General features: G+C 59.0%; 22 protein-coding genes and 1 pseudogene. 13 read left to right on the top strand and 10 right to left on the bottom strand.

Features of this window, described 5'->3' with window-relative positions; genetic code table 11:
- Position 1: 1 nt before the first annotated feature.
- The 3 genes from AC07VR_RS02905 to AC07VR_RS02895 all read right to left on the bottom strand — a co-directional run bounded on the left by AC07VR_RS02905 (position 2) and on the right by AC07VR_RS02895 (position 3,769).
- Positions 2–2,851: a class I adenylate cyclase gene (locus AC07VR_RS02905; protein WP_495010417.1), complete on the bottom strand. Its 2,850-nt coding sequence runs from the start codon at positions 2,849–2,851 to the stop codon at positions 2–4.
- A 180-nt stretch (positions 2,852–3,031) separates the two neighbouring features.
- Positions 3,032–3,277, bottom strand: a complete 246-nt coding sequence (locus AC07VR_RS02900; protein ID WP_494990857.1) for a TIGR02647 family protein — start codon at positions 3,275–3,277, stop codon at positions 3,032–3,034.
- Positions 3,278–3,478: 201 nt separating this feature from the next.
- Entirely contained in the window at positions 3,479–3,769 is a 291-nt protein-coding gene (locus tag AC07VR_RS02895; RefSeq protein WP_494990856.1) for a hypothetical protein, read from the bottom strand.
- Between the two features lie 125 nt (positions 3,770–3,894).
- Here AC07VR_RS02895 and AC07VR_RS02890 point away from each other — a divergent pair, with 125 nt between their 5' ends.
- Positions 3,895–4,554 (top strand): glutathione S-transferase family protein, encoded by a 660-nt coding sequence (locus AC07VR_RS02890; RefSeq protein ID WP_494990855.1) that lies wholly within the window; start codon positions 3,895–3,897, stop codon positions 4,552–4,554.
- 101 nt (positions 4,555–4,655) lie between these two features.
- Here the strand turns inward: AC07VR_RS02890 and argH are convergent, their stop codons facing one another.
- Positions 4,656–6,050, bottom strand: a complete 1,395-nt coding sequence (gene argH / locus AC07VR_RS02885; protein ID WP_495010416.1) for an argininosuccinate lyase — start codon at positions 6,048–6,050, stop codon at positions 4,656–4,658.
- A 215-nt stretch (positions 6,051–6,265) separates the two neighbouring features.
- On the opposite strand from argH, the pseudogene AC07VR_RS02880 reads away from it, so the two are divergent.
- The 8 genes and pseudogenes from AC07VR_RS02880 to rsd all read left to right on the top strand — a co-directional run.
- Positions 6,266–6,757 (top strand): annotated as a pseudogene (locus AC07VR_RS02880) (sensor histidine kinase); the annotation flags it as partial.
- The gene (locus AC07VR_RS02875) at positions 6,754–7,500 is read left to right on the top strand and encodes a LytR/AlgR family response regulator transcription factor (protein WP_494990853.1); all 747 of its coding nucleotides are present in this window, start codon (positions 6,754–6,756) and stop codon (positions 7,498–7,500) included. The pseudogene AC07VR_RS02880 and the gene AC07VR_RS02875, both read left to right, overlap by 4 nt.
- A 138-nt stretch (positions 7,501–7,638) precedes the next feature.
- On the top strand, positions 7,639–8,580 hold the full coding sequence (hemC, locus tag AC07VR_RS02870) for a hydroxymethylbilane synthase (protein WP_494990852.1): 942 nt from the start codon (positions 7,639–7,641) through the stop codon (positions 8,578–8,580).
- Complete coding sequence (locus AC07VR_RS02865) at positions 8,577–9,344, top strand: uroporphyrinogen-III synthase (RefSeq protein ID WP_494990851.1); 768 nt, start codon at positions 8,577–8,579, stop codon at positions 9,342–9,344. The genes hemC and AC07VR_RS02865 overlap by 4 nt, the downstream gene beginning before the upstream one ends.
- Before the next feature lie 16 nt (positions 9,345–9,360).
- Complete coding sequence (locus AC07VR_RS02860) at positions 9,361–10,500, top strand: uroporphyrinogen-III C-methyltransferase (protein ID WP_494990850.1); 1,140 nt, start codon at positions 9,361–9,363, stop codon at positions 10,498–10,500.
- Positions 10,497–11,735 carry a heme biosynthesis protein HemY gene (locus AC07VR_RS02855; RefSeq protein WP_494990849.1) on the top strand — a complete coding sequence of 413 codons (1,239 nt, stop codon included), beginning with the start codon at positions 10,497–10,499 and terminating at the stop codon, positions 11,733–11,735. Before AC07VR_RS02860 ends, AC07VR_RS02855 begins: the two co-directional genes overlap by 4 nt.
- Positions 11,736–11,969: 234 nt before the next feature.
- Complete coding sequence (locus tag AC07VR_RS02850; RefSeq protein ID WP_494990848.1) at positions 11,970–12,488, top strand: disulfide bond formation protein B; 519 nt, start codon at positions 11,970–11,972, stop codon at positions 12,486–12,488.
- Positions 12,489–12,699: 211 nt separating this feature from the next.
- On the top strand, positions 12,700–13,158 hold the full coding sequence (gene rsd, locus AC07VR_RS02845; RefSeq protein WP_494990847.1) for a sigma D regulator: 459 nt from the start codon (positions 12,700–12,702) through the stop codon (positions 13,156–13,158).
- A 69-nt stretch (positions 13,159–13,227) separates the two neighbouring features.
- Here the strand turns inward: rsd and AC07VR_RS02840 are convergent, their stop codons facing one another.
- Positions 13,228–13,893 carry an FKBP-type peptidyl-prolyl cis-trans isomerase gene (locus tag AC07VR_RS02840; protein ID WP_494991179.1) on the bottom strand — a complete coding sequence of 222 codons (666 nt, stop codon included), beginning with the start codon at positions 13,891–13,893 and terminating at the stop codon, positions 13,228–13,230.
- Positions 13,894–14,085: 192 nt separating this feature from the next.
- Here AC07VR_RS02840 and AC07VR_RS02835 point away from each other — a divergent pair, with 192 nt between their 5' ends.
- Positions 14,086–15,123 carry an AlgP family protein gene (locus tag AC07VR_RS02835; RefSeq protein ID WP_495010415.1) on the top strand — a complete coding sequence of 346 codons (1,038 nt, stop codon included), beginning with the start codon at positions 14,086–14,088 and terminating at the stop codon, positions 15,121–15,123.
- Here AC07VR_RS02835 and AC07VR_RS02830 read toward each other — a convergent pair.
- Positions 15,120–15,584 (bottom strand): TIGR02444 family protein, encoded by a 465-nt coding sequence (locus tag AC07VR_RS02830; protein ID WP_494990845.1) that lies wholly within the window; start codon positions 15,582–15,584, stop codon positions 15,120–15,122. The genes AC07VR_RS02835 and AC07VR_RS02830 overlap by 4 nt on opposite strands.
- A gap of 50 nt (positions 15,585–15,634) precedes the next feature.
- On the opposite strand from AC07VR_RS02830, the gene AC07VR_RS02825 reads away from it, so the two are divergent.
- From AC07VR_RS02825 to AC07VR_RS02815, 3 genes are all read left to right on the top strand, one after another.
- A complete protein-coding gene (locus AC07VR_RS02825; RefSeq protein ID WP_495010414.1) occupies positions 15,635–17,545 on the top strand; it encodes an ATP-binding cassette domain-containing protein in 1,911 nt (636 codons plus the stop codon).
- On the top strand, positions 17,545–18,126 hold the full coding sequence (locus AC07VR_RS02820; protein WP_494990843.1) for a mechanosensitive ion channel domain-containing protein: 582 nt from the start codon (positions 17,545–17,547) through the stop codon (positions 18,124–18,126). The genes AC07VR_RS02825 and AC07VR_RS02820 overlap by 1 nt, the downstream gene beginning before the upstream one ends.
- Before the next feature lie 135 nt (positions 18,127–18,261).
- Positions 18,262–18,894: a LysE family transporter gene (locus tag AC07VR_RS02815; RefSeq protein ID WP_495010413.1), complete on the top strand. Its 633-nt coding sequence runs from the start codon at positions 18,262–18,264 to the stop codon at positions 18,892–18,894.
- A 54-nt stretch (positions 18,895–18,948) separates the two neighbouring features.
- On the opposite strand, the gene AC07VR_RS02810 is transcribed toward AC07VR_RS02815, so the two are convergent.
- From AC07VR_RS02810 to AC07VR_RS02795, 4 genes are read right to left on the bottom strand one after another with little or no spacing between them, the layout of a single operon-like run.
- Positions 18,949–19,692 (bottom strand): penicillin-binding protein activator LpoB, encoded by a 744-nt coding sequence (locus AC07VR_RS02810; RefSeq protein WP_494990841.1) that lies wholly within the window; start codon positions 19,690–19,692, stop codon positions 18,949–18,951.
- Between the two features lie 3 nt (positions 19,693–19,695).
- Complete coding sequence (gene lpoB / locus AC07VR_RS02805) at positions 19,696–20,286, bottom strand: penicillin-binding protein activator LpoB (protein ID WP_494990840.1); 591 nt, start codon at positions 20,284–20,286, stop codon at positions 19,696–19,698.
- A 39-nt stretch (positions 20,287–20,325) separates the two neighbouring features.
- Positions 20,326–20,694, bottom strand: coding sequence for a YcfL family putative periplasmic lipoprotein (locus AC07VR_RS02800; protein ID WP_494990839.1), 369 nt, complete (start codon positions 20,692–20,694; stop codon positions 20,326–20,328).
- A 14-nt stretch (positions 20,695–20,708) separates the two neighbouring features.
- Complete coding sequence (locus AC07VR_RS02795; protein WP_495010412.1) at positions 20,709–22,106, bottom strand: COG3014 family protein; 1,398 nt, start codon at positions 22,104–22,106, stop codon at positions 20,709–20,711.
- Between the last annotated feature and the right edge of the window lie 363 nt (positions 22,107–22,469).

Genomic DNA, 22,469 nt, shown 5'->3' with positions numbered 1-22,469 from the left:
CTCAGACCTGTTCGAGCGCCTTGTTCAATGCGCGCTCCAGGTCTGCCTTGTAGCGCAGGTAAAGATTGCTTGAGCTCTGACCATCACCGAGCAGGCCGGACAGGTCCAGGTCGGTGATGTAGCAGCGATACTGTTGCGCCTCGCGACGCTGCCCGACGATCTCCTGTGCGACCACGGCAAATAGCCGGTCGCCGTGCTCCAATTCGCAAAACTCTCGCTGATTGCAATACAGGGTGACCTGACCTTGCCCGGGTACGGCTTTGCCGACAATCGCCTGGACGTCGTAGAACGGCTTGTTCACCGGTGTCTGCGGCGCCGGCCGTGGTTCGACCCGGCGTGCACGGTTGGTGCCCGACGGCAGCAGTTGGTAGTACAGGGTTCCCAGCACCGTCATCGGTTGAGCGGCATCCATCGGCAGCAGCGCGTCACGGCGATACAGGATCGATTGCAGGAAACGTTGCAGTGGCACCAGCAGGCTTTGTTCGTCGTGATATGGCTGGCGCTGTTGCCACAGGGCATTGAACTCATCGAGCACGTACAACTCGGCACAGGCATCGTTGATGCGGTAGAACACCTGAATGCAGTCGGGCTGGCCCATCGGCAGGATCAACGCCAGATCGTGATCCTCCAGCGCCATTGGGTCCAGTTGCAGCGGGCTGTAACGGGTCAGGTCTTCGCTCAGGTAATTGAGCAGCGCCGGCAGGCTCGCCAGCGCGACATGGTTGACCTGACCGGGAACCAGTTCCAACACGTGGTAATGCTGCTGGACCTGAATCAGGTAGCGATGATTGAGCTTGCTGAGCAGCAGGTTCTGCGCGGTATCGAGGACTTCTTCGACACGTTGGGCGATGAACTGCGCACGGTTATGGCAGAAGCAGCGCACTCGCAGTCGAGGTTGCTCCGGGCCGCTCGGCAGGTTGTTGAGGTAATCGCGCAGGCAGTCGAGCAGGGCGTGGGCGCCGTCGTAGCGACTGACCAGCACTTCGTTCCAGCTGTTGAGCGTGACCTGATCGAGGGTCAGCACCAGGTTCTCGCGTACCCCGGCGTAGCTCAGCGAGTCTGTGCGCTCGGTGGTCATCAGGATGTTCAGGTCGCGGTGGTGCTTGAGTGGGTCGACGCCAACGTTCACCAGAATCAGCGCCTCGCTCGGCACGCTGGCGCGCAGCAGCTGTTCTTCGCTGACGCTGGTCAGGGGCCGGGCGATGGTCTGTTGCAGGCTGCCCAGCAGGTTGAACAGCTCGAACTCGCTCAGGTCGCTGCTGCCGGGGTGTAAGGCCAGGCGAGTGCTGCTGTCGATCACGCCGTTGCGGTGGCACCAGGTCAGGAGTTCCAGCAGTTCGCGGCTGCGCTTGATCGGCGCGAAATTCTCCCACTCCAGATTGCCCAGGTTGCCGTTGTACAAGCCCCAGTGGGTCTGCCCGGATTCTTTCTTGTTCGCTGACTGGACGAGGGTCAGTGTGTCTTCGGCCAGGTCCGGCGCGATGCCGGGATTGATGAACTCGATCTTGTCGGCCTTGCGTTCGAAGGCCGCGTACAGCCTGCGACCCAGTACGTTGAGGTCGCGTTTGTTGATCAGGCTGACGGTTTGTTCGGTGCGGGCGAACTGGGTCAGGAAGCGGTAGCTGTAGTTCAGCTCGTTGACCAGTGCGCGGCGCTCGGAACTGACGTGACGGACCTTCCATTGACTACGGCTGTCGAGCATCGCCAATTGCCGGTGATCCCAGCCCCACTCTTGAGCCAGCCGCTCCAGCAGCAGACGCTGCCAGCTTTTGCTGCGCTGGCCGCTGTTGCCGGTCAGCTTGCGATTGACCTTGAGGTACAAGGCGCGCCGAACCAGCTCCAACCGTTCTGGCTCGCCTCGGGTCGTGAGGTACTCCTCGATGCGCCGGTAGACCACGATGTACGGGTCGAGCTCATCCAGATCAAGGCGGTTGGCGAACACTGCTTGCTTGAAGCGCAGGCTCAGGCATTCGACGTTCGGGTGTTCGCTGGCGTAGACCTCGGTCAGCAGCAGTTTGAGCACTGATTTGTAGGGTGACTCGATACCTTTGAACAACTGCCAGAGCCCGGCCCCGATGAACTCGCCGGGCGGAATGTGTGCCAGGTGGCCGAGATCGAGGGTTTCGTCGGCGCGGATAAAGCGTTTGGACAGTAGCGTATGAGTGTACTGATCATAACCGGACTCTTCGTACACCGGCACCAGCCACCAGATCGGCGTGCGTCCGGCGAGCCAGATGGCCGTGCGATAGAACTCGTCCAGCAGCAAATAATGCTGCGTGGTTCCGCAGTTGTCGGAGCTCAATTGGGTGTCGCGTTCGCCGCAGACGAAGCGTTGCGGGTCGATCAGAAAGAAATGCGCCTCGGCACCCTGACTGGCGGCCCAGACTTCCAGAAACTGGCACTTTTTACGCAGCTCAGTGAGTTCGCTTTCACTCAAGTCCGAGGCGTGACAGACCCACACGTCCATGTCGCTCTGATCGGCCTGAGCGAGGGTGCCGAGGCTGCCCATCAGGAACAAACCGTGAATCGGCCGCGACGGATTACCGTGGCGGGGCTTATACGAAAAGGAGCGGGTCAGGCGTTGCGCTTCGGCAAGTACTGTGGCGTCAGGCTCGAAATTCGACAGCCCGGCCGGCGTGCTGCCCGAAACATAGCCCGGCAACAGCGGATGGTTGACGTGAAAGAACAGTGGCAACAGAGTCAAAACCACTTGCTGGCGTGGCGACAATCCCTCCATCGCGCGGGCCATGCGGCCCTCGTTGAGTTTCAGAAACCGCGCGCGCAGCTGGCTGAGAACCTTGCGATCGATTCCCTCGTCCAGATCGGGGCGGATTTCATGGGTGCGGGTCATGTCAAACTCAAACCGGCTCGCGGAGCTCGAATGTGGGAGGTCTCAGGGCGGCTAGCAGTTTACAGGCTCAAGACTTCGACCTTTAAGCTGAATTTTATTTTTGGCGTCAGATTTTATTGGGTGGCGAAAGTGCGCCCGCGGAATCCGTTTGAGGGGATCCCGTGGGCAATACGCGGGTGTTTATGCGGCTTCTTGAACGGCCAGAATCGTCAGCAGCCCTTGGGCATGCTCGGCAGCATCCCGGCCCAGGCTGGTCAGATAACCGCCATCGGGTTGAGTGATCAGCTCTTTGTCGAACAGGCGTTGTGCGGCAGCGATGGCTTTCGGGGCAGCGGTCTGATGAATTTTCAGGCCTTCCTGGGAGCTCCCCAGGTTAAAGAGTGCAAGGATTTCCAGTTCGGCAACCAACTCAGGGGTATACGACATAAGGACTCCAGACTTTCTAGGAATTAGACAGTAGCGCCTCTAAGGTGACCGCACTCATGCAGCCTGTCCAGTGTTGACTGAGGGCTTTTTTTGCCCGGGACAGCATCACCCCGTGGGTCGTGCGACAGCGGGGTGGTAAACAGTGTAGTCAGGGTCTGGAGGAATGCCGGGTTGATTGGCACCTCACAGTTGGAACAGGGGTTATTTCTTCTCTGGCGGCAGCTCTGGCAGTGCGCGCAGGGCGGCTTCATACCATTCGGTATTGAACGCGCGGTCTTCTTCGAGGAGTGCGTCGATTTCAACGGCCAGCACATGGGCCATCAGGTTCAAGATTTCTTCACGCTCGTAACCGACCAGGGTCAGTTTGTTGAACGTTGCCTTGGCCGCTGGCGGGTTGTCGCTTTCGATCTGGTTTTCGATCGCTTCGATCAGGGTGGTTTCGGCGAACTCTTCTTCGTCGTTGTCGTTGTCGATATCGGCTGGCTCGCTCATGGCAGGCTCCTCAAGGAAAGGTCGCCAGTTTACCTGCATTCAGCCGTGCGATGCTGCTGGCGAGAGTGCTCCCGACGTTCTATAACAGTCGCTGCCAACCCCCTGCACGGCCTGGAGGCCATGTAATGCTCAAACTTTATGGATTTTCCGTCAGCAACTACTACAACATGGTCAAACACGCGTTGCTGGAGAAGGGCCTGCCCTTTGAGGAAGTAGCGTTTTACGCCGGTCAAAGCCCTGAGGCGCTGGCCATCAGTCCGCGCGGCAAGATTCCGGTGCTGGGTGTCGAGCAAGGTTTCATCAACGAGACCAGCGTGATTCTTCAGTACCTCGAAGACACGCAAACGGGGCCGGCGCTTCTACCCAAAAGACCGTTCGAGCGGGCCCAGGTTCTGGCGCTGGCCAAGGAAATCGAGCTGTACATCGAGCTGCCGGCTCGCGCCTGTTTCCCTGAGGCCTTCTTCGGCATGTCAGTGCCGGAAGCGATCAAGGAAAAAGCCAAGGCCGAGCTGTTGTTGGGGATTGCATCGCTGGGACGTCACGGCAAGTTTGCGCCGTATGTGGCGGGCGAAACACTGAGCGTGGCGGATTTGTACTTTCTGTACAGCGTCAGCATAGCCTGTGCGGTTGGCCATAAGCTCTTCGATCTGGATCTGCTGGCCGAGCTGCCAGCGGCCAAGGCATTGCTTGAACAATTGCAGCAGACACCGCATGCCAAGCGCATCGCGGCAGACAAGGAAGCGGCGATGCCAGGGTTTTTGGCGATGATCAGCGCCAAGAAGTAAGTCTTGTAGTGATCTGAAGTCAGTCATCGCGAGCAGGCTCGCTCCCACAAGGATCACGCTGAACCTGTGGGAGCGAGCCTGCTCGCGATGCTTTTGATTGCTTAACGGCTGGCCAGAAGCGCCTGGCCGCGAACCACGGCTGCCTTCACCTGCGCCGGCGCGGTACCGCCGATATGGTCGCGTGCATTGACCGAGCCTTCCAGGGTCAACACTGCAAACACGTCTTGCTCGATCTGGTCGCTGAACTTGCGCAGTTCTTCCAGGCTCATCTCCGCCAGATCCTTGCCGGTGTCCACGCCGTATTTAACGGCATGGCCAACGATTTCGTGGCAGTCACGGAAGGGCAGGCCACGACGCACCAGGTAGTCGGCAAGGTCAGTGGCGGTAGAGAAGCCACGCAATGCCGCTTCACGCATGATGGCGTGTTTGGGCTTGATCGCGGGAATCATGTCGGCAAAGGCCCGCAACGAATCACGCAGCGTATCGGCGGCGTCGAACAGCGGCTCCTTGTCTTCCTGGTTGTCCTTGTTGTAAGCCAGAGGCTGGCCTTTCATCAAGGTCAGCAGGCCCATCAGCGCGCCGAACACTCGACCGCTCTTGCCGCGAACCAGTTCAGGAACATCAGGGTTTTTCTTTTGCGGCATGATCGAACTGCCGGTGCAGAAACGATCAGGCAAATCGATGAACTGGAATTGTGCGCTGGTCCACAGCACCAGCTCTTCAGAGAAGCGCGACAGGTGCATCATCGCCAGGCTGGCGGCAGCGCAGAATTCGATAGCGAAGTCGCGATCGGAAACGTTGTCCAGCGAGTTGCCGCCGACGGCGTCGAAGCCCAGCAGCTTGCAGGTCAGTTCGCGATCGATCGGGTAGGTGGTGCCGGCCAGTGCGGCGCTGCCCAACGGCATGCGGTTGGTGCGTTTGCGGCAGTCCACCAGACGCTCGTAATCGCGGCTGAGCATTTCGAACCAGGCCAGCAGGTGATGCCCGAAGGTCACGGGTTGTGCGGTTTGCAGGTGGGTGAAGCCGGGCATGATGGTGCCGGCTTCGCGCTCGGCCTGTTCCAGCAGGCCTTTTTGCAGGCGGGTAATTTCCGCCAGGATCAGGTCGATCTCATCACGTAGCCACAGACGGATATCGGTCGCCACCTGATCGTTACGGCTACGACCGGTGTGCAATTTCTTGCCGGTGACACCGATGCGGTCAGTCAGGCGGGCTTCGATGTTCATGTGCACATCTTCCAGGTCGATGCGCCAGTCGAACGTGCCAGCTTCGATTTCGCTCTGGATGGTCTTCAGACCGTCGATGATGCTGTCGCGCTCGGCGTCGGTCAGGACGCCGACTTTGGCCAGCATCGTGGCGTGTGCAATCGAGCCCATGATGTCGTGGCGATAGAGGCGCTGGTCGAATGTGACGGAGGCGGTGAAGCGGGCGACAAAGGCGTCGACGGGCTCACTGAAGCGGCCGCCCCAGGACTGATTGGTCTTGTCAGTGCTCATGAATTCGCTCGTGATTTGCTGAAGGAAAATGGCGTGAAAAGTTGCTGCGGATAATAACAGGGTTGCCAATCCTGTCGTTGACACTGGTCGGTACGTTTTTTATTTCTCCAGGAGACTCCTGGCACCTTGCCGTTGAGCCCGCGTGCGCAGAGACTTGGTTTGTGGCGGATTGCCACCTTGGTGGTCAATCCGTATCTGAGCGGGAACGCGATACCGACCCTTGCGGGCTGTTCCGGGCAAATCTGGCGAGCCTGGAAGGCTGATGTTTTGGCGTGACGGGCTTGCGCTGACAAAACGATATTTGTCGATTGGGCAATGTCGTCTTGGCGAGCGTCTACAGTTGGACTAGAGGGTAGGCGCAGCAGATGATTTGCCTGTCGCGCAACTGACCTTGCAACCGTTCCTGGAAAAGGCTCTGATCCGCTCTGATCCGAGGAGTCGCACCGCGAACCGGGGACGATGCGGTCAGAGTAGAAGCCAGCTATAAAGAGGAAGTGTTCGTATTGTGTATCAGCAATTCCTACGACGATGCCGCGCCAGAACGGGCTTGGAGCGGTAATCAGCGGACACTGGTAAATATAGGTGCCCGACCCGAGGCACTTTTTGGCCCTCGCGCTAGTCTTAGCGTGGATCGCCGTGACGGATGTCACGTCACCTGTCTACGCTATCCTTGTGCGAGACTCACGCAGGAATCCAGCGCAATATGAATGTCCTGATCGTTGATGACGAACCCCTAGCCCGAGAGAGACTGAGCCGTATGGTCAGCGAGCTCGAGGGTTACAGTGTCCTGGAGCCGAGCGCCACCAATGGCGAAGAGGCTCTGGCCCTGATTGACAGTCTTAAGCCGGATGTCGTGTTGCTGGACATCCGGATGCCTGGCCTCGACGGCTTGCAAGTGGCCGCCAGGCTGTGCGAGCGTGAGACGCCACCTGCGGTGGTGTTTTGCACTGCCCATGACGAGTTTGCCCTAGAGGCTTTTCAGGTCAGTGAGGTGAGGTATCTGGTCAAGCCAGTACGCGCCGAGCTTCTGCTCGAAGCGCTGAAAAAGGCTGAGCGACCCAACCGCATCCAGCTTGCAGCCCTGACCCGTCCGGCTGCAGAAAGTGGTAATGGTCCGCGCAGCCACATCAGCGCACGAACCCGAAAAGGCATCGAGCTGATCCCGCTGAATCAGGTTGTCTATTTCATTGCCGATCACAAGTATGTGACCTTGCGCCATGAAGGTGGCGAAGTTCTGTTGGATGAACCGCTGAAAGCCCTCGAAGACGAGTTTGGCGAGCGTTTCGTGCGCATCCACCGCAACGCGCTGGTGGCCCGCGAGCGAATCGAACGCCTGCAGCGCACACCTCTTGGACATTTTCAGCTGTATCTCAAAGGCCTCAACGGCGATGCCCTGATCGTCAGCCGACGACATGTAGCCGGCGTGCGCAAAATGATGCAACAGCTTTAGCCCGGCGCTTGCGCACGGATTTCACACCCTATCTCCGGGTATACAAGGCCAGGGAGGTCGCGCAGACTCTGATTCAAGTCAAAGCTGATTTGGCTGAGCTGTTATTATCTGCCGTATCTATTCAGTACGGATTGATCCATGTCCTCTCGCGAAATCCGCATCGCTACCCGCAAAAGTGCTCTGGCCTTGTGGCAGGCCGAATACGTCAAAGCTCGTCTGGAAGAGGCTCATCCTGGCTTGCTCGTGACGTTGGTGCCCATGGTCAGTCGCGGCGACAAGCTGCTCGACTCACCGCTGTCGAAAATTGGCGGCAAGGGCCTGTTCGTCAAAGAGCTGGAAACCGCCCTGCTCGGGCATGAAGCCGACATCGCCGTGCACTCGATGAAAGACGTGCCGATGGACTTCCCTGAAGGCCTCGGTCTGTATTGCATCTGCGAGCGCGAAGACCCGCGCGATGCATTTGTCTCCAATACCTACGCCAGTCTTGATGACTTGCCCAACGGTAGTGTGGTTGGTACCTCAAGCCTGCGTCGCCAGGCTCAGTTGCTGGCCCGCCGACCTGACCTGAAAATCCGATTCCTGCGCGGCAACGTCAACACGCGTCTGGCCAAGCTGGATGCCGGTGAGTACGACGCAATCATTCTGGCGGCCGCCGGTTTGATTCGCCTGGGCTTTGAAGATCGCATCAGATCCTCGATCAGTGTCGACGACAGCCTGCCGGCGGGCGGTCAGGGTGCAGTCGGTATTGAATGCCGCAGCGCCGATACCGAAATACATGCCCTGCTCGCGCCTCTGCATCACCAGGACACGGCCATTCGGGTCACGGCTGAGCGTGCTCTTAACAAGCACCTGAATGGCGGCTGCCAAGTGCCGATCGCCTGCTACGCGGTGCTTGAAGGCGAGCAGATCTGGTTGCGCGGCCTGGTCGGCGACCCGAGCGGTGGTCTGCTGCTGAGCGCCGAGGCCCGAGGCCCGCAAAGCGCGGCGCAGGCACTGGGCGTGCAAGTGGCTGAAGACCTCCTGGCCCAGGGGGCCGATGCCATTCTGCAAGCGGTCTACGGCGAGGCTGGCGAAGAGTGAAGGGTTGGCGTCTGCTGCTGACCCGGCCGACGGATGAGTCAGCAGCGCTGGCGGCAATCCTGACTGAAGCCGGTGTTTTCAGCAGCAGCTTGCCGTTGCTGGAAATCGAGGCGCTGCCGGTCTCTGGCACACAGCGCGCCAGGATTCTCGACCTGGATCTCTACTGTGCGGTGATTGTCGTCAGTAAACCTGCTGCCCGGTTGGGGGTGGATCTGGTCGACCAGTATTGGCCGCAGCCACCGATCCAGCGCTGGTTCAGCGTGGGCGCGGCCACCGCGCAAATTCTGACCGATTACGGTCTTGATGTGAGCAATCCCCAGGCGGGAGATGACAGCGAAGCATTGCTTGAACTGCCACAGTTGCGCGAGGCTATCTCGCGGCCTGACGCGCGGGTGTTGATCCTCAGGGGCGAGGGCGGGCGTGAGCTGCTGGCTGAGCGTTTACGCGAGCAAGGTGTTAGTGTCGATTATCTGGAGCTTTATCGTCGCTGCCTGCCGCAGTATGCCCCCGCAGCGTTGCCTGCGCGGATTGCCTCGGAACGCCTGAACGGCCTGGTGGTCAGCAGTGGGCAGGGTTTTGTGCACCTGCACCAATTGGCAGGCACAGCCTGGCCCGAGTTGGCGCGGTTGCCGTTGTTTGTTCCAAGCCCTCGGGTCGCTGAGATGGCGCGAGCTGCCGGGGCCAGAAAAGTTGTGGATTGTCGTGGTGCCAGTGCCGCGGCATTGCTAACGGCGTTACGGGAGCACCCCGTACCCGTTCTCTAACGCAAAGGATGGATACGTGAGCGAAACAACCTTGCCTAAAGATGATATCCAGCCTGCGCTCGACGCGCCGACTGAAGCTGCGACCATTGCCCCGCAACGCCGAGGCAATGGGTTGGTGATACTGGCCTTGTTGTTGGGGGCTGCGGGCGTTGCCGCTGGCGGTTGGGGGATTTGGCAGGTTCGCAACCTGCAAGCCAATAACCAGCAGCAGCTTGGGCAGTTGCAGGCGCTCGGCGATCAGGCTCAAACCCTCAAACTCAGCGAACAGCGTCTGACGGCGCAGTTGGAGCAATTGCCTGCTGCCGAGGAGCTGGAAAGTCGGCGACGCTTGGTGGCTCAGTTGCAAGGCGATCAGCAGCGCTTGAGTCAGCGACTGGAAACCGTGTTAGGCGCCAGCCGCAAGGACTGGCGCCTGGCCGAAGCCGAGCACCTGCTGCGTCTGGCCAGCCTTCGCCTGTCGGCGTTGCAAGATATCAGCAGCGCCCAGGCGTTGGTGCAAGGCGCCGACGAGATCCTGCGCGAACAGAATGACCCCGCATCCTTCGCCGCCCGTGAGCAGTTGGCAAAAAGCCTTGCGGCGCTGCGCAGTACTGAACAGCCGGACCGTACCGGGTTGTTTCTGCAACTGGGAGCCTTGCGTGATCAGGTGGTCGAACTCAGCGCATTGGCGCCTGAGTATCAGAACCGCGGCGATTCGCTGTCGGGCCTGACTTCTGATGGCGACGGCGCCAGTCGCTGGACGCAGTGGTGGGATGAAATCTCGCGTTATATCCGTATCGACTTCAATGCCGACAAGAGCATTCGGCCGCTGCTCGCGGGGCAGAGCCTGACCCAGGTACGTCTGGCCCTCAGCCTGGCTCTCGAGCAGGCGCAATGGGCTGCGCTGAATGGGCAGGCACCGGTATATACCCAGGCATTGGCTGAGGCCCGGGATGTTCTCAAGAGCAGCTTCAGCCAGGACAACCCGCAAAGCAAAGTGATGCTTGAGCGCGTCGCCGAGTTGAGCAAGCAGCCGGTTACGGTGACCACCCCTGATCTGACGACGACTTTAGGCACGGTCCAGGCCTACCTCGAGCGTCGGAGTCTGAGTGCCGAAGAGTCGCTGAAGACTTCCGCCAAGCCTGCCGCGAATACTGTGCAGGAGACCAGCCCATGAAGCGTCTCTATGTGATTGTGTTCGTGGTCATCGCCGCTGCGGCGTTGCTGGGGCTGGCGATCGCCGAGCACGCAGGCTATGTCCTGATTGCCTACAAGAGTTTTCGCTATGAGTCGAGCCTGTGGGCGACCCTGGCGCTGCTGGCAGTCATCTGGCTGGTGGTCTGGGGGATAAACATGCTGGTCGGGTTGGTGACAACGTCCGGTGGCGTGGTCAATCCATGGTCGCGCCGCAACCGTAGTCGCCGTGTGCAACTGGCGATCGAGCATGGCCAGATGGACCTCGCTGAAGGGCGCTGGGCCAGCGCTCAGCGGCACTTGCATCGTGCCGCCGAAGCCGAGCGTCAGCCATTACTGTACTACCTCGGCGCTGCGCGAGCGGCGAACGAGCAGGGTCTTTATGACGAAAGCGACAGCCTGCTGGAGCGGGCCCTTGAGCGCCAGCCTCAGGCCGAGTTGGCGATTGCCTTGAGCCACGCACAGCTGCAGACCGACCGCAATGATACGCAAGGCGCGCTCGTCACACTGCAAGCCATGCATGAGCGCCATCCGCGCAGCATTCAGGTCCTGCGCCAGTTGCAGCGCCTGCATCAGCAGCGGGGCGATTGGTCGGCGCTGATCCGTCTGTTGCCGGAACTACGCAAAGACAAGGTTCTGCCCCCTGGCGAATTGGCCGAACTGGAGCGCAGAGCCTGGGGTGAAAATCTCACTTTGGCAGCTCGGCGGGAAGAAGATGGCGCGGTTGGTTTGCAATCGCTCAATCGGGCCTGGGAACAACTGTCTTCCGCTCAGCGCCAGGAGCCGCAACTGGTGCTGGCGTACGCCGAACAGCTGCGCCAACTGGGTGCAGAATTTGAGGCCGAAGAGATTCTGCGTGGTGCGCTCAAGCGCAAATACGACAGCCATCTGGCCCGGCTCTATGGGCTGCTTCGTGGCCGCGATCCTGCGCGGCAATTGCAATTCGCCGAGGGTTGGTTGAAAGATCACCCGGCGGATTCAAGTCTGCTGCTGACCCTTGGTCGCCTTTGCCTGCAGAGCAGTCTGTGGGGTAAGGCGCGTGATTATCTGGAGAGCAGTTTGCGAGTACAGCGTAATCCAGAGGCCTGTGCCGAGCTTGCACGCTTGCTGGCTCAATTGGGTGACACCGAGCGCAGCAATCAGCTCTTTCAAGAGGGCCTGGGTCTTTTGGACAAGCGCTTACTGGCCTCACCTCTGCCAGTTCCGGCTCAGGTGTAAGACGCACTACGCACGGCTGGCTCTGGCGCCAAGGGGGCCAGCCGTTCAGAGACGCTGGAATTTCTGCGCATGAATGTCCGTGATGGCAGCGTCTTACATGGAGCTACACCCAATCCTCTCTTTTCTGCCGGGAATTCCTTACAGTCTTGAGGAAGTGTCCGCTACGACCTGTCTTGAAAGGGTTGAGCGCTTTCCTCTACCGTAACTGCCTGTCTCTTCTGTTACGGATAAGCCATGCTTTTGGCCTCTTCACGATCCTTGTTCTTCATGGCTTTCATTGCAGGTGCTCTGGCCTTGAGCGCTTCGTTGTATCTGGAATATGCGGTCGGGCTCCAACTTTGCTCGTTGAGTATGGTGCAGCGGTTTTTTCTGATGGTGTTCGCGGGTATTTGCCTGATCGCAGCCGTGCATGGGCCAAAACGGTCGGGTTGTTGTGTGTACTGGTTGTTGAGCATCTTCAGTTGTCTGGGCGGGCTGGTCACCGCATGGCGCCATGTATTGCTGCAAGATGCCCCCCCGGTACGGTGGCTGGAGTGTTCTCCCGGCCTTGAGTACATGCTTGGAAATATGTCTTGGTGGTATGTCTTGAAGCGGGTCTTTCAGGGAACGGCAGACTGCACACAAATCACATGGACGCTGTTCGATATGAGCATCCCCGAATGGAGCCTGCTGTTCTTCGTCGGGATGACGATTCTGGGCGTTGTTCAGCTGCTGCACCTCTTGCGTTTTACCTGCCGGACAGCGGCCAGGTAATGATCGTCCTGGTGCGATGTGTTCGAGATTAAACGCTTGTATGAACTTTATCTCCTGCGTACCTTGAAGCCGATGTCGTGCGGGCATAATCTGGCCCGCAAGTGTTATTGGAATTATGTTGTTCAGTGGCGCTCTGCTTGGCCGAATCTTGATCTTTCAAGTCTTGCGGCGGGTGTAGGGCGGTACGACCCATAAGGGAAGAGAGATCACCATGCTCGAAAGTTGTCAGAATGCTCAGGAACGCTGGGGTGGAGTGCATCTGCTGATCGATCGCTGGTTGCAGGAGCGTCACGAACTGGTTCGGGCCTACGATGCTCTCGGCGCCAAGCCAGAAGCGCTGGGCGAGAACCGAAAGCCGTTGCAGGAGTTCTGCGGAGTTCTGGTCGATTACGTTTCGGCCGGGCATTTCGAGATCTACGAACAGCTGACCGGCGAAGCCAAAGCGTTTGGTGACAAACGTGGGCTGGAGTTGGCCGAGACGATTTATCCCCGTATCGATGTGATCACCGAAAAATTGTTGGCGTTCAATGATCTCTGTGACGCGGGAAAATGCGTTGCGGAAAAATTCCAAGAGTTGGGCGGTCTGTTGCATGAACGCTTCGAACTGGAAGACTGCCTGATCGAAGTGCTGCACACGGCTCACAAAGAAGAGGCTCCGGCTCAGGCCTGAGTTTCGCTTCAGCAAAAAAGATCTCCAAAACGGTGCGCTATGCGCGCCGTTTTTCGTTTGTGCTGCTGCTCAGTCAGTGGCGCCGAGCAACTCGATTTCGAAGACGAGTGGTGTAAAGGGCGCAATCAGGTCGCCCGCTCCGTCGGCACCGTATGCCTGGGCTGATGGAATGACCAATCGCCACTTCGCGCCGGTAGGCATCTGTTGCAATGCGCTGCGCCATCCGTTGATCACGCTATCAAGGCGAAACCACTGCGGCTGATTGTTCTGATCGAACACTGTGCCGTCGGGCAGGCGACCGATATAGCGAACCTGGACCTTGCCGTTTGGTCCTGCCTTTGGACCGTTGCCAGGCATCAACTCGGTCAGCAGAACTCCATCCGCCAACTCGCGAACACCGGGCTTGGCTTTTTCAGCTGAAAGAAACCGATGCTCCTCCTGGAGGGCAATTTCGCTTTGCGGTAGCGCCGATTTCTCTGTGACTTGAGCTTCGTGCTCCGTAAGGATCTGTTCGATTCGCTCCTCTTTGAGGGCTAACGGCTTGCCTTGATAGGCCTGTTGCAGGCCATCCACCAACGCTTGAATGTCAAGATCGGGAACCTCTTGACGCAGGCGTTCGCCGAGGCTGGCACCGAGACTGTAAGCGAGATCGTGGGAGTCATTTTCTTTGATTTTTTCAGCAGCCTGAGCCAAAGAAAAAAACACGCATAACGATAAAAAAAGATAACGCGACATGGGCGCTCTCCGGCCTGGGATGCGATGGATTATGCCAGCGTGAACGCGCTGATGACTGAGCAACTTTCAAGGGTGTGAAGAACATTTTCAATTCGCTGCAACGTAGAGCATTCGATACTGTCAACATGCCCTAGCGGCGGTAGCAGCAGAGGTCTAGTATGAGCCGCAGTCACGTCAGCCAGGAGGTAAACCATGTCGGCCAATAAGAAGCCTGTAAATACTCCGTTGCACTTACTTCAACAGCTCTCGGGCAGTCTGCTCGAACATTTGGAAAACGCTTGTTCCCAAGCCTTGGCTGATGCTGAAAAACTGCTCGCCAAACTGGAAAAGCAGCGCGGAAAAGCGCAGGAAAAACTGCACAAATCTCGTACCAAATTGCAGGACGCTGCGACGGCCGGAAAGGCCAAGGCGCAAGCCAAAGCCAAGGACGCAGTGACGGAGCTTGAAGATTTGCTTGATGCGCTCAAGGATCGTCAATCCGAAACCCGCACCTACATTCTTCAACTCAAGCGCGATGCCCAGGAAAGCCTGAAGCTGGCCCAGGGTGTTGGTCGCGTGAAAGACGCTGTCAGCAAAGCGTTGACCCTGCGCTCCGCCAAGCCTGCCGCTGCCCCGGCGAAGCAGCCAGCGGCCAAACCGGTTGCAGCTAAAGCGCCGGCCAAGGCACCTGCCAAAGCCGCTGCCAAACCAGCCGCTAAATCGACTGCTGCGAAACCTGCCGCTGCCAAGCCAGCAGCTGCAAAAACGGCTGCAGCTAAACCTGCTGCCGCGAAAGCGACTGCTGCAAAACCGGCGGCCAGAACGGCTGCCGCGAAGCCTGCGGCTGCCAAACCTGCAACCAGACCGGCTGCTGCTAAAACCGCTGCTGCCAAACCTGCCGCCAAGCCTGCTGCTGCAAAAGCAGTCGCGGCTAAAGCGCCTGCCAAAGCTGCAGCTAAACCGGCAGCCAAACCTGCCGCTTCGGCAGCCGCAAAACCGGCTGCTGCCAAGCCTGCCGCCAAGCCAGCGGCACCGAAAGCCACAGCCAAGCCTGCCGCCAAGCCGGCTGCAAAACCAGCCGTGAAAAAGCCGGTCGCCGCCGCTAAACCGGCAACGGCTCCAGCTGTGGCCAAGCCAGCGATGCAAGCTCCAGTCACGTCGCCATCACCGACTGCGAGCACTCCAGCAGCCTCTCCTGCTGCAGCACCAGCAGCCTCAGCGAGCGTCACCACCTCAACCAGCGCGTCCTAAGCGCCGGTTACCGCGACGCGCAGTTTATTTAGCGCGTCGCGGTTCAGGTTGGCGGCTTGCGGCGCCAGTCCTTCCAGCCAGGCTGTTAAATCCTTTGCTTCATCTTCTGGCCAATCTCGCGCCGTTGTCTCCAGACGCAACAACAGTTGCCGTTCCGCTTCGAGCTCCAGCGCTTTGACGCGCTCGCGCAGAATATTCAGTTGCACATCCTGAAGGGCCATTGAGCGCCATTGCATACGCAGTTGCCTGAGTGGTTGCACAACATCGCCATGCCACGGTCCGGCCAGTTGATGCAGCTGCTGCAGGCGTTGTGCATTGCACGCCACGTTTCGCTGGCCCAGCCAGACCGCGCACAGCAGCAGGCAGACATTGGCGCCCGCCGCTTGCAGTTCCAGGCACGCGCTTTCGACGCCGGGCCTGGCGTAGGTCGTGAGGGTGGAGCTCCACAGGTCAGAGGACATATTCCTACTCGCGCCAGTTGCGAGCGAAGCTGGTAGACTCCGCCGCCATTATGATTCGACTTCAAAGCCTAACATTACAGCGTGGTCCGCAACGTCTGCTAGAAGACGCCGAGCTGACCCTGCACGCCGGCCACAAAGCCGGCCTGATCGGTGCCAACGGTGCCGGTAAATCCAGCTTGTTCGCTTTGCTTCAGGGTGAATTGACCCCTGATTCGGGCGACTGCTTCCTGCCGGCGGACTGGCGTATCGCCCACATGCGCCAGGAGGTCGATACCCTTGAACGGGTGGCGGTCGACTACGTGCTCGATGGCGACCTGCGCTTGCGACAGGTGCAGCGTGAGCTGGCGGATGCCGAAGCGGCCCATGACGGTGCCGCTCAGGCGCGCCTGCATGCCGAACTGGACAGCGCCGACGGTTACACCGCAGACGCCCGGGCGCGAAAGCTGCTCGCGGGTCTAGGGTTCACCAACGAGCAGATGGATCGTCAGGTTGGCGATTTCTCCGGTGGCTGGCGAATGCGCCTGAACCTGGCGCAGGCACTGATGTGTCCGTCGGACCTGCTGCTGCTCGACGAACCGACCAACCACTTGGACCTCGACGCCATTCTGTGGCTGGAAGACTGGCTCAAAAGTTACCCCGGCACTTTGCTGCTGATCTCCCACGACCGCGACTTCCTCGATGCCGTGGTCGACCATGTGGCCCACGTCGATCAACGCAAGATCACCCTCTATCGTGGTGGTTACAGTGCTTTCGAACGCGCCCGCGCCGAACGTCTGGCTCAGCAACAGCAGGCCTACGAGAAGCAGCAGGCGCAACGTGCGCACATGGAAAGCTACATCGCGCGATTCAAGGCCCAGGCCACCAAGGCCCGTCAGGCCCAGAGCCGGATCAAGGCCCTGGAGCGCATGGAAGAGTTGTCCGCGGCCCACGTTGATTCTCCATTCGATTTCGTTTTCCGCGAGTCGGTAAAAATCTCCAGTCCGTTGCTTGATCTCTCTGACGCCCGCTTGGGTTACGGCGAAAAGACCGTGCTGGATAAGGTCAAACTGCAACTCACTCCGGGAGCTCGTATCGGCCTGCTCGGTCCGAACGGCGCGGGTAAGTCGACGCTGATCAAGAACCTTTCCGGTGAGCTGGAGCCTTTGGCTGGTCGCCTGGTGCGCGGTGAGAACCTGGTGGTGGGCTACTTCGCTCAGCATCAGTTGGACTCGCTCGATGCCAAGGCCAGCCCGCTGTTGCATTTGCAGCGTCTGGCGCCAACCGAGCGCGAACAGACCTTGCGTGACTTCCTCGGCGGTTTCGACTTCCGCGGTGCGCGCATCGATGAGCCGGTGCTGAATTTCTCCGGGGGCGAGAAGGCCCGTCTGGCGCTGGCGTTGATCGCCTGGGGTCGACCTAACCTGTTATTGCTCGACGAACCGACCAACCACCTCGACCTGGAAATGCGTCTGGCGCTGACCATGGCTTTGCAGGAATTCAGTGGTGCGGTACTGGTGGTTTCCCACGATCGGCATTTGCTGAAAAGCACCACCGATGAGTTCCTGCTGGTTGCCGATGGCAAGGTTCAGGAGTTTGACGGCGATCTGGAAGACTACGCTCGCTGGCTGATTGACTACCGTCTGCGCAATGCGCCGGTCAACAACACGCCGGTCAATGCCGACAAAACCGACAAGAAAGCCCAGCGCCAGGCCGCTGCCGCGTTGCGTCAGCAACTGGCGCCGCATAAGCGTGAAGCCGATAAGCTTGAAGCTGAGTTGGGCAAGCTCCACGAAAAACTCGCCAGGATCGAAACCAGCCTCGGTGATAGCGCGGTCTATGAGGCCTCGCGCAAGGATGAGCTGCGCGATCTATTGGCTGAGCAAGCCAGGCTGAAGGTGCGTGAAGCCGAGCTGGAGGATAACTGGATGCAAGCCCTGGAGCTGCTTGAGAGCATGCAGGCGGAGCTGGAGGCGCTGTCCTGATGGGAGCGTTCCAGCTCCCGTTGTCTGCGGTCTGGGTCGAGCCGCTGTGGCTTGGCGGGCAAATTCTGCTGATCCTGCTGGCCGGTTATCTGGCCCAGCGTTTTGTGGCCAAATGCCTGACTCGTCTGGGCGAGCGCTACCCATTCCCGCCGCAGTTGCTGATGCCGCTGCGTGGAGGTTTGCGCTGGCTGATCATGGGCAGCGCGCTGATCCTTGTGCTGGAGCGCCTTGGCGTCTCGGCGACGGTGCTCTGGACTGCCTTGTCGGGGTTTGTCGCGGTGGCTGCGGTGGCGTTCTTCGCCATGTGGAGCGTACTTTCCAACCTGCTCTGCGCGATTCTGATTTTCACCGTTGGGCCGTTTCGCTTGGGTGATGTGGTCGAACTGGTGGACACCACCGACAAGCCAGGCGTCAAGGGCCGGGTGGTGGCGATCAATCTGCTTTACACCACGTTGATCGAGTCGGCTGAAGCCGGCAATGGCAGCGCGATGGTGCAAGTCCCCAACAGTCTGTTCTTCCAGCGCTCCGTGCGCCGCTGGCGTGGCAGTGATGTGTTGCCGTCGAACTCAGGCGAAAAGTAGCCGAGCAACCTCTAGCCGCTGCCCAAGGCTGCCGCAAGGCGCTGCGCCGGCCATCTGTCCTGCAAAAAATCGATAGTCATTCGCCAGAAGGCGCATTAGCTTAGACACCTATAACGAGTCTGAGTGAGGTGTGCGATGGTGCTTGAAACATGGCTGGCGTTTTTTGCCGCCTGCTGGGTGATCAGTCTTTCTCCTGGCGCTGGCGCCATTGCGTCGATGTCCTGCGGTTTGCAGTACGGTTTCTGGCGCGGATACTGGAACGCTCTGGGCCTGCAATTGGGGCTGGCGATGCAGATTGCGATTGTTGCCGCCGGTGTCGGTGCAATTCTCGCGGCCTCGGCCACGGCCTTCTATGCGATCAAATGGTTTGGTGTGGCCTATCTGGTCTATCTGGCGGTCAAGCAATGGCGGGCGCTGCCGAGCAACATGAGTGACGATGCGGCGATTCGGCCGATCGGCAAACCGCTGGCCCTGGTATTCCGTGGCTTTCTGGTGAATGTCAGCAATCCCAAGGCGCTGGTATTCATGCTCGCGGTGTTGCCACAGTTCATCGACCCGCACGCGCCGCTGGTGGCGCAGTACATGATCCTGGGCGTGACCATGATCATTGTCGATTTGATCGTGATGGCGGGTTATACCGGTCTTGCTTCAAAGGTGCTGCGCCTGCTGCGGACACCCAAGCAGCAGCGTCGCATGAATCGCACGTTTGCCGGTTTGTTCATCGGCGCAGCCGGGTTGTTGGCGACCATTCGCCGCGCCGCGACTTAAAAACTCAGCTCACAAAAAAGGCGACCTCTTGAGGTCGCCTTTTTCGTTTGGGGCTTAGCGCAGAATGACTGGCGCCGTATCCCGCGGCAGGTTGTTTTGCAATGGAGCTTGCCCTGGCTGCCCGTAACGGGGGCCACCCAGTTGTTCGCTCAACTGGCGGGCCACATCTTCACCCAGCGACCTGGACACATCGCGAACCACTCGAGGTCGGTTCAGCGAGACTTTGACGTCCTGGCTGTTCACCAGTTTGGTGTCTTGCCCATCGCCCATGGCGGTAAACGCCGAGGTGATTTCGAAGGTCCGGGTGTTGATCAGGCTGAAATCGGCGACAAGGCTCAGGCCGAGAATCGCCGAATAGCTGTCGGTGTTGGCCAGCGAGGTAATATCACGGGTGAAGTCAATATCCGACAAGGTGCCGAACAACACGTAGTCGGCGCCCTTGTAGTTACCGGCCTTGATCCGTTTGATCACGTCGTAGACGTCTTCCCTGGACTTGGCGGTGTGCGGCGTACCTTGCACCAACTGGAACATCCCGGACTTGAGAATCTCGCCCTTGATATCGCCGGTGAATTTGCGCAGCTCACCCTGCTCGATATAACTGCTGCTGGCTTCGATCTCGTTGTAACTCGACGAACCGCTGGCGTGGTAGACGCCTGCCTGGTAGTTGTTCTGCGCCGAAACGACGTGGATGTATTGCTCCACCCGCTCCTGATAGGCGAGGTCGGTGACCGCGATTTTCGGGGCCGCCTGAACGCCAAAGGCGCAGGCCAGGCCGATGATGCCAATCCATGCACGCATTGCTTAACGCTCCGTGGTTTTGCGAATCTCTTTCTCGTCCATCCACTCGGCCAGACCGCTTTCGACGTCGATCAATTGCAGGCTGAATTTGTAGAAGACGTCCTTGTAATCGCTGCTGCGCTTGACGATCGAGCTGATCGAACCTTCAAGACGGTATTTGGCGGCGATCATGTTGCCGGTCTTGGCCACGGTGCCTTTTTTGTACAGGCCACTCTGGTTTTGCAGCTTGAGCTGGTCAACCTGGCTCTGCATGGCGGTGTTGTCGCTGGCGAAGCGGGCGGTGCCGGACTTCATCAGCTGAGTCTTGATGCTGGTGGTGATTTCACGGGTATCGATGTACTCGCTGGTTTTGTTCTTCACGTCGTAAACCTGTACCACCGGACGCCCCTGCAGGATCCCGGACTGGGCCAGGGAGCGGGTCATGGTTTCGGCGATCATCTGCAAGTCGGTGGAACCGAACTCGTTGGTTACCAGCTCTACAGCCTTGCTGTCGCCGTAAGCGATGTTTTTTCCGCCCAGAACCGGAGAATTATTGTTGGCGCAACCGCTGGCCAGAAGGGCGATAACGGCGAGGAACGAAAAGCGTGCAAACATGGGAATGCTCTCTAAAGCTGAACGAAACGGGTGGATGACTTAAGGCGTTTTGATTTCCAGACGGAAATCCACAGCTTTCGCCACAGGGGCAATGGCCGGCAGAAAGCTGGTTTGCGTGCCGTAAAGGGTCAGGCTTTTCCAGGTTTCTTCTTCACCGATCGGGAAGCCTTCTGGTCCCAGCCAGGCGAAACGGTAGTACATGGTCTTGTTGTTGAAGCTGGTGTTGCTCAGCTGAACGTTGACGGTCAGAAAGCCATTTTCGCGAGCGACACGCATGGCGCCGACCACGATGTTGTTCAGCTTGCCCATGGTCACGACTTTGCTCGCCGCGCTGCCGGGTTCCGGCGGTGGGGTGGCGCAACCGGCCAGCAGGGCCAGTGCGACGACAGCAATGATTTTGAAGCGCATGAAAGACTCTCTGCTTAAGGTTGTTTGAGGCTGGCCACGGCCTGCGGATTGGCAGCAGGTGTTACATGGGCAGCGATGCCACTGGTGAACACCTGATGACCTACGACACGCAGGGTGATGACTTGATAGCGTTGATCGACTTTGACCATCACCTGAGAGCCGCCAAGGGCGTTGGGCAGACTCACCAGATGCTCGCCTTTCTTGAGGCGCAGGCGCGTGACCTGGGTAGCGTCAGGGAGGGTGCGCCAGGTACGGGTATCGGCACCTTCCATCACTGTCGAAGTGATACCCAAGGCCAGGCCGGCCAGCGGGTTGACGTCGTTCAACTGCTTTTGTGCAACGCCGCGGGTAACGGCACGCACAGTGGTGCGCAGAATGATCCCCGGCATATCGTCACGCAGGGCGCGACGGGACATGGCGGTGGTGCTGTTGAGTGGTGTCAGGTTCTGTTGCTGGCCGTCCACGCCGATCTGGGCGAAGGTCGCGGTCGAGGTGTCCGGCTTGATCACCGGGAACGACAGGGGAGTGATGACCAGATTGCCACTGATCGGTAATGGCAGCGGGATGCGGATGGAGTCGCGGGCGGGCGCCAGGCCGCTTTGCACGACGATCAGGATGTCGCTTTCTTCGGTCTTGCCGGCCGGTTTGTCGAGGTTCAGCAACGCTTGTTCAAGTAGCGGGGTATTGGGGCGCAATTCTGCGGCTTTACGATAGCCCGGAGCGGCGAGGTCTTTTTCACCCAGGGCTTCGTAGATGAAACCGGCCAGGTAATGGCTGAAAGCACTCTGGTAGCTGTTCTTCAGATTGACTACCTCTGGTGCATCGAGGCTTTCCACCGGATACCCTTTGAGGTCTTTGTACTCGGTCTTGACCCCCTGCTTCCCGGCTTCGTCTTCGCGCTTGAGGTATTCCTTGTCGCGCAGTTCGGCGATGACCGCTTCACGTTCGTGGGTCTTCTTTATTTCGGTGCGGGCGCCGTCGAAGTCGTTGACGGCCAGCAGATTCAGCGCCATCTGGGTGGTCAGCATGACTTTTTCGTAGTCATAGCCTTCGTAGCGACGGACCTTGTCGTTGACCAGAAAGCTGCCGAACTGGGACAGGTACTTGCCGGTATCGAGCTTGACCGAATCTTCCCAGGCCCCTACCACCTGATCGGCGCTTTTCCATGCGGTCTGGCTACCGGCCAAATCGCCTTTGGCACGCAACAGTTCACCTTTCTCGAAGTAATAGAGCAGGTCTTTGTCTTCGCTGCGGTTGTTCTTTTCCAGCAAGGTCAGTGCGGCATCGACGTTACCGGTGCTCAACTGCTGGTTGGTTTCCTGAAGCTCGGTGTCGTAGCTGCGCAATGCCGTACAACCGGCAAGCAAAGTGACTGCGCTGAGCGCGAGCGAAGTGAGGGCGCGGGATGCCATTTGGAATACTTCTTCCCTGAACGTAATCAGCCGAGCGTGCTGGTCGGGCTGGATGAACCAATCGGTAGGGAGAGAGACTATCCTGCCAATTCCTCATTAGAAGAGGAGCTTGAATACCCTTTAGGAATAACCGGGCTACGGCATTATAGACTTCGAAGATGGCAATGTAATGGCTTTTTAATTTCATTTTTTGGCCAGGTGCCACTATCAGGGCTTCCGATATTTCTGGACTTTCGCAGTGCTGGCCGACGGGATACTTGGGGTAGTCAGATTATTTGTGCTCGCTGCAAAAATGGCGCTACACCCTGTATGGCAAGGGTTCAGGAGGATTTTTCGGCTTTTTGGCCTCAGGCATGAGTGCAT

It is taken from the genome of Pseudomonas sp. GW821-FHT02H09, assembly GCF_059421425.1.
This window is presented reverse-complemented; position numbering and strand designations above follow the sequence as displayed.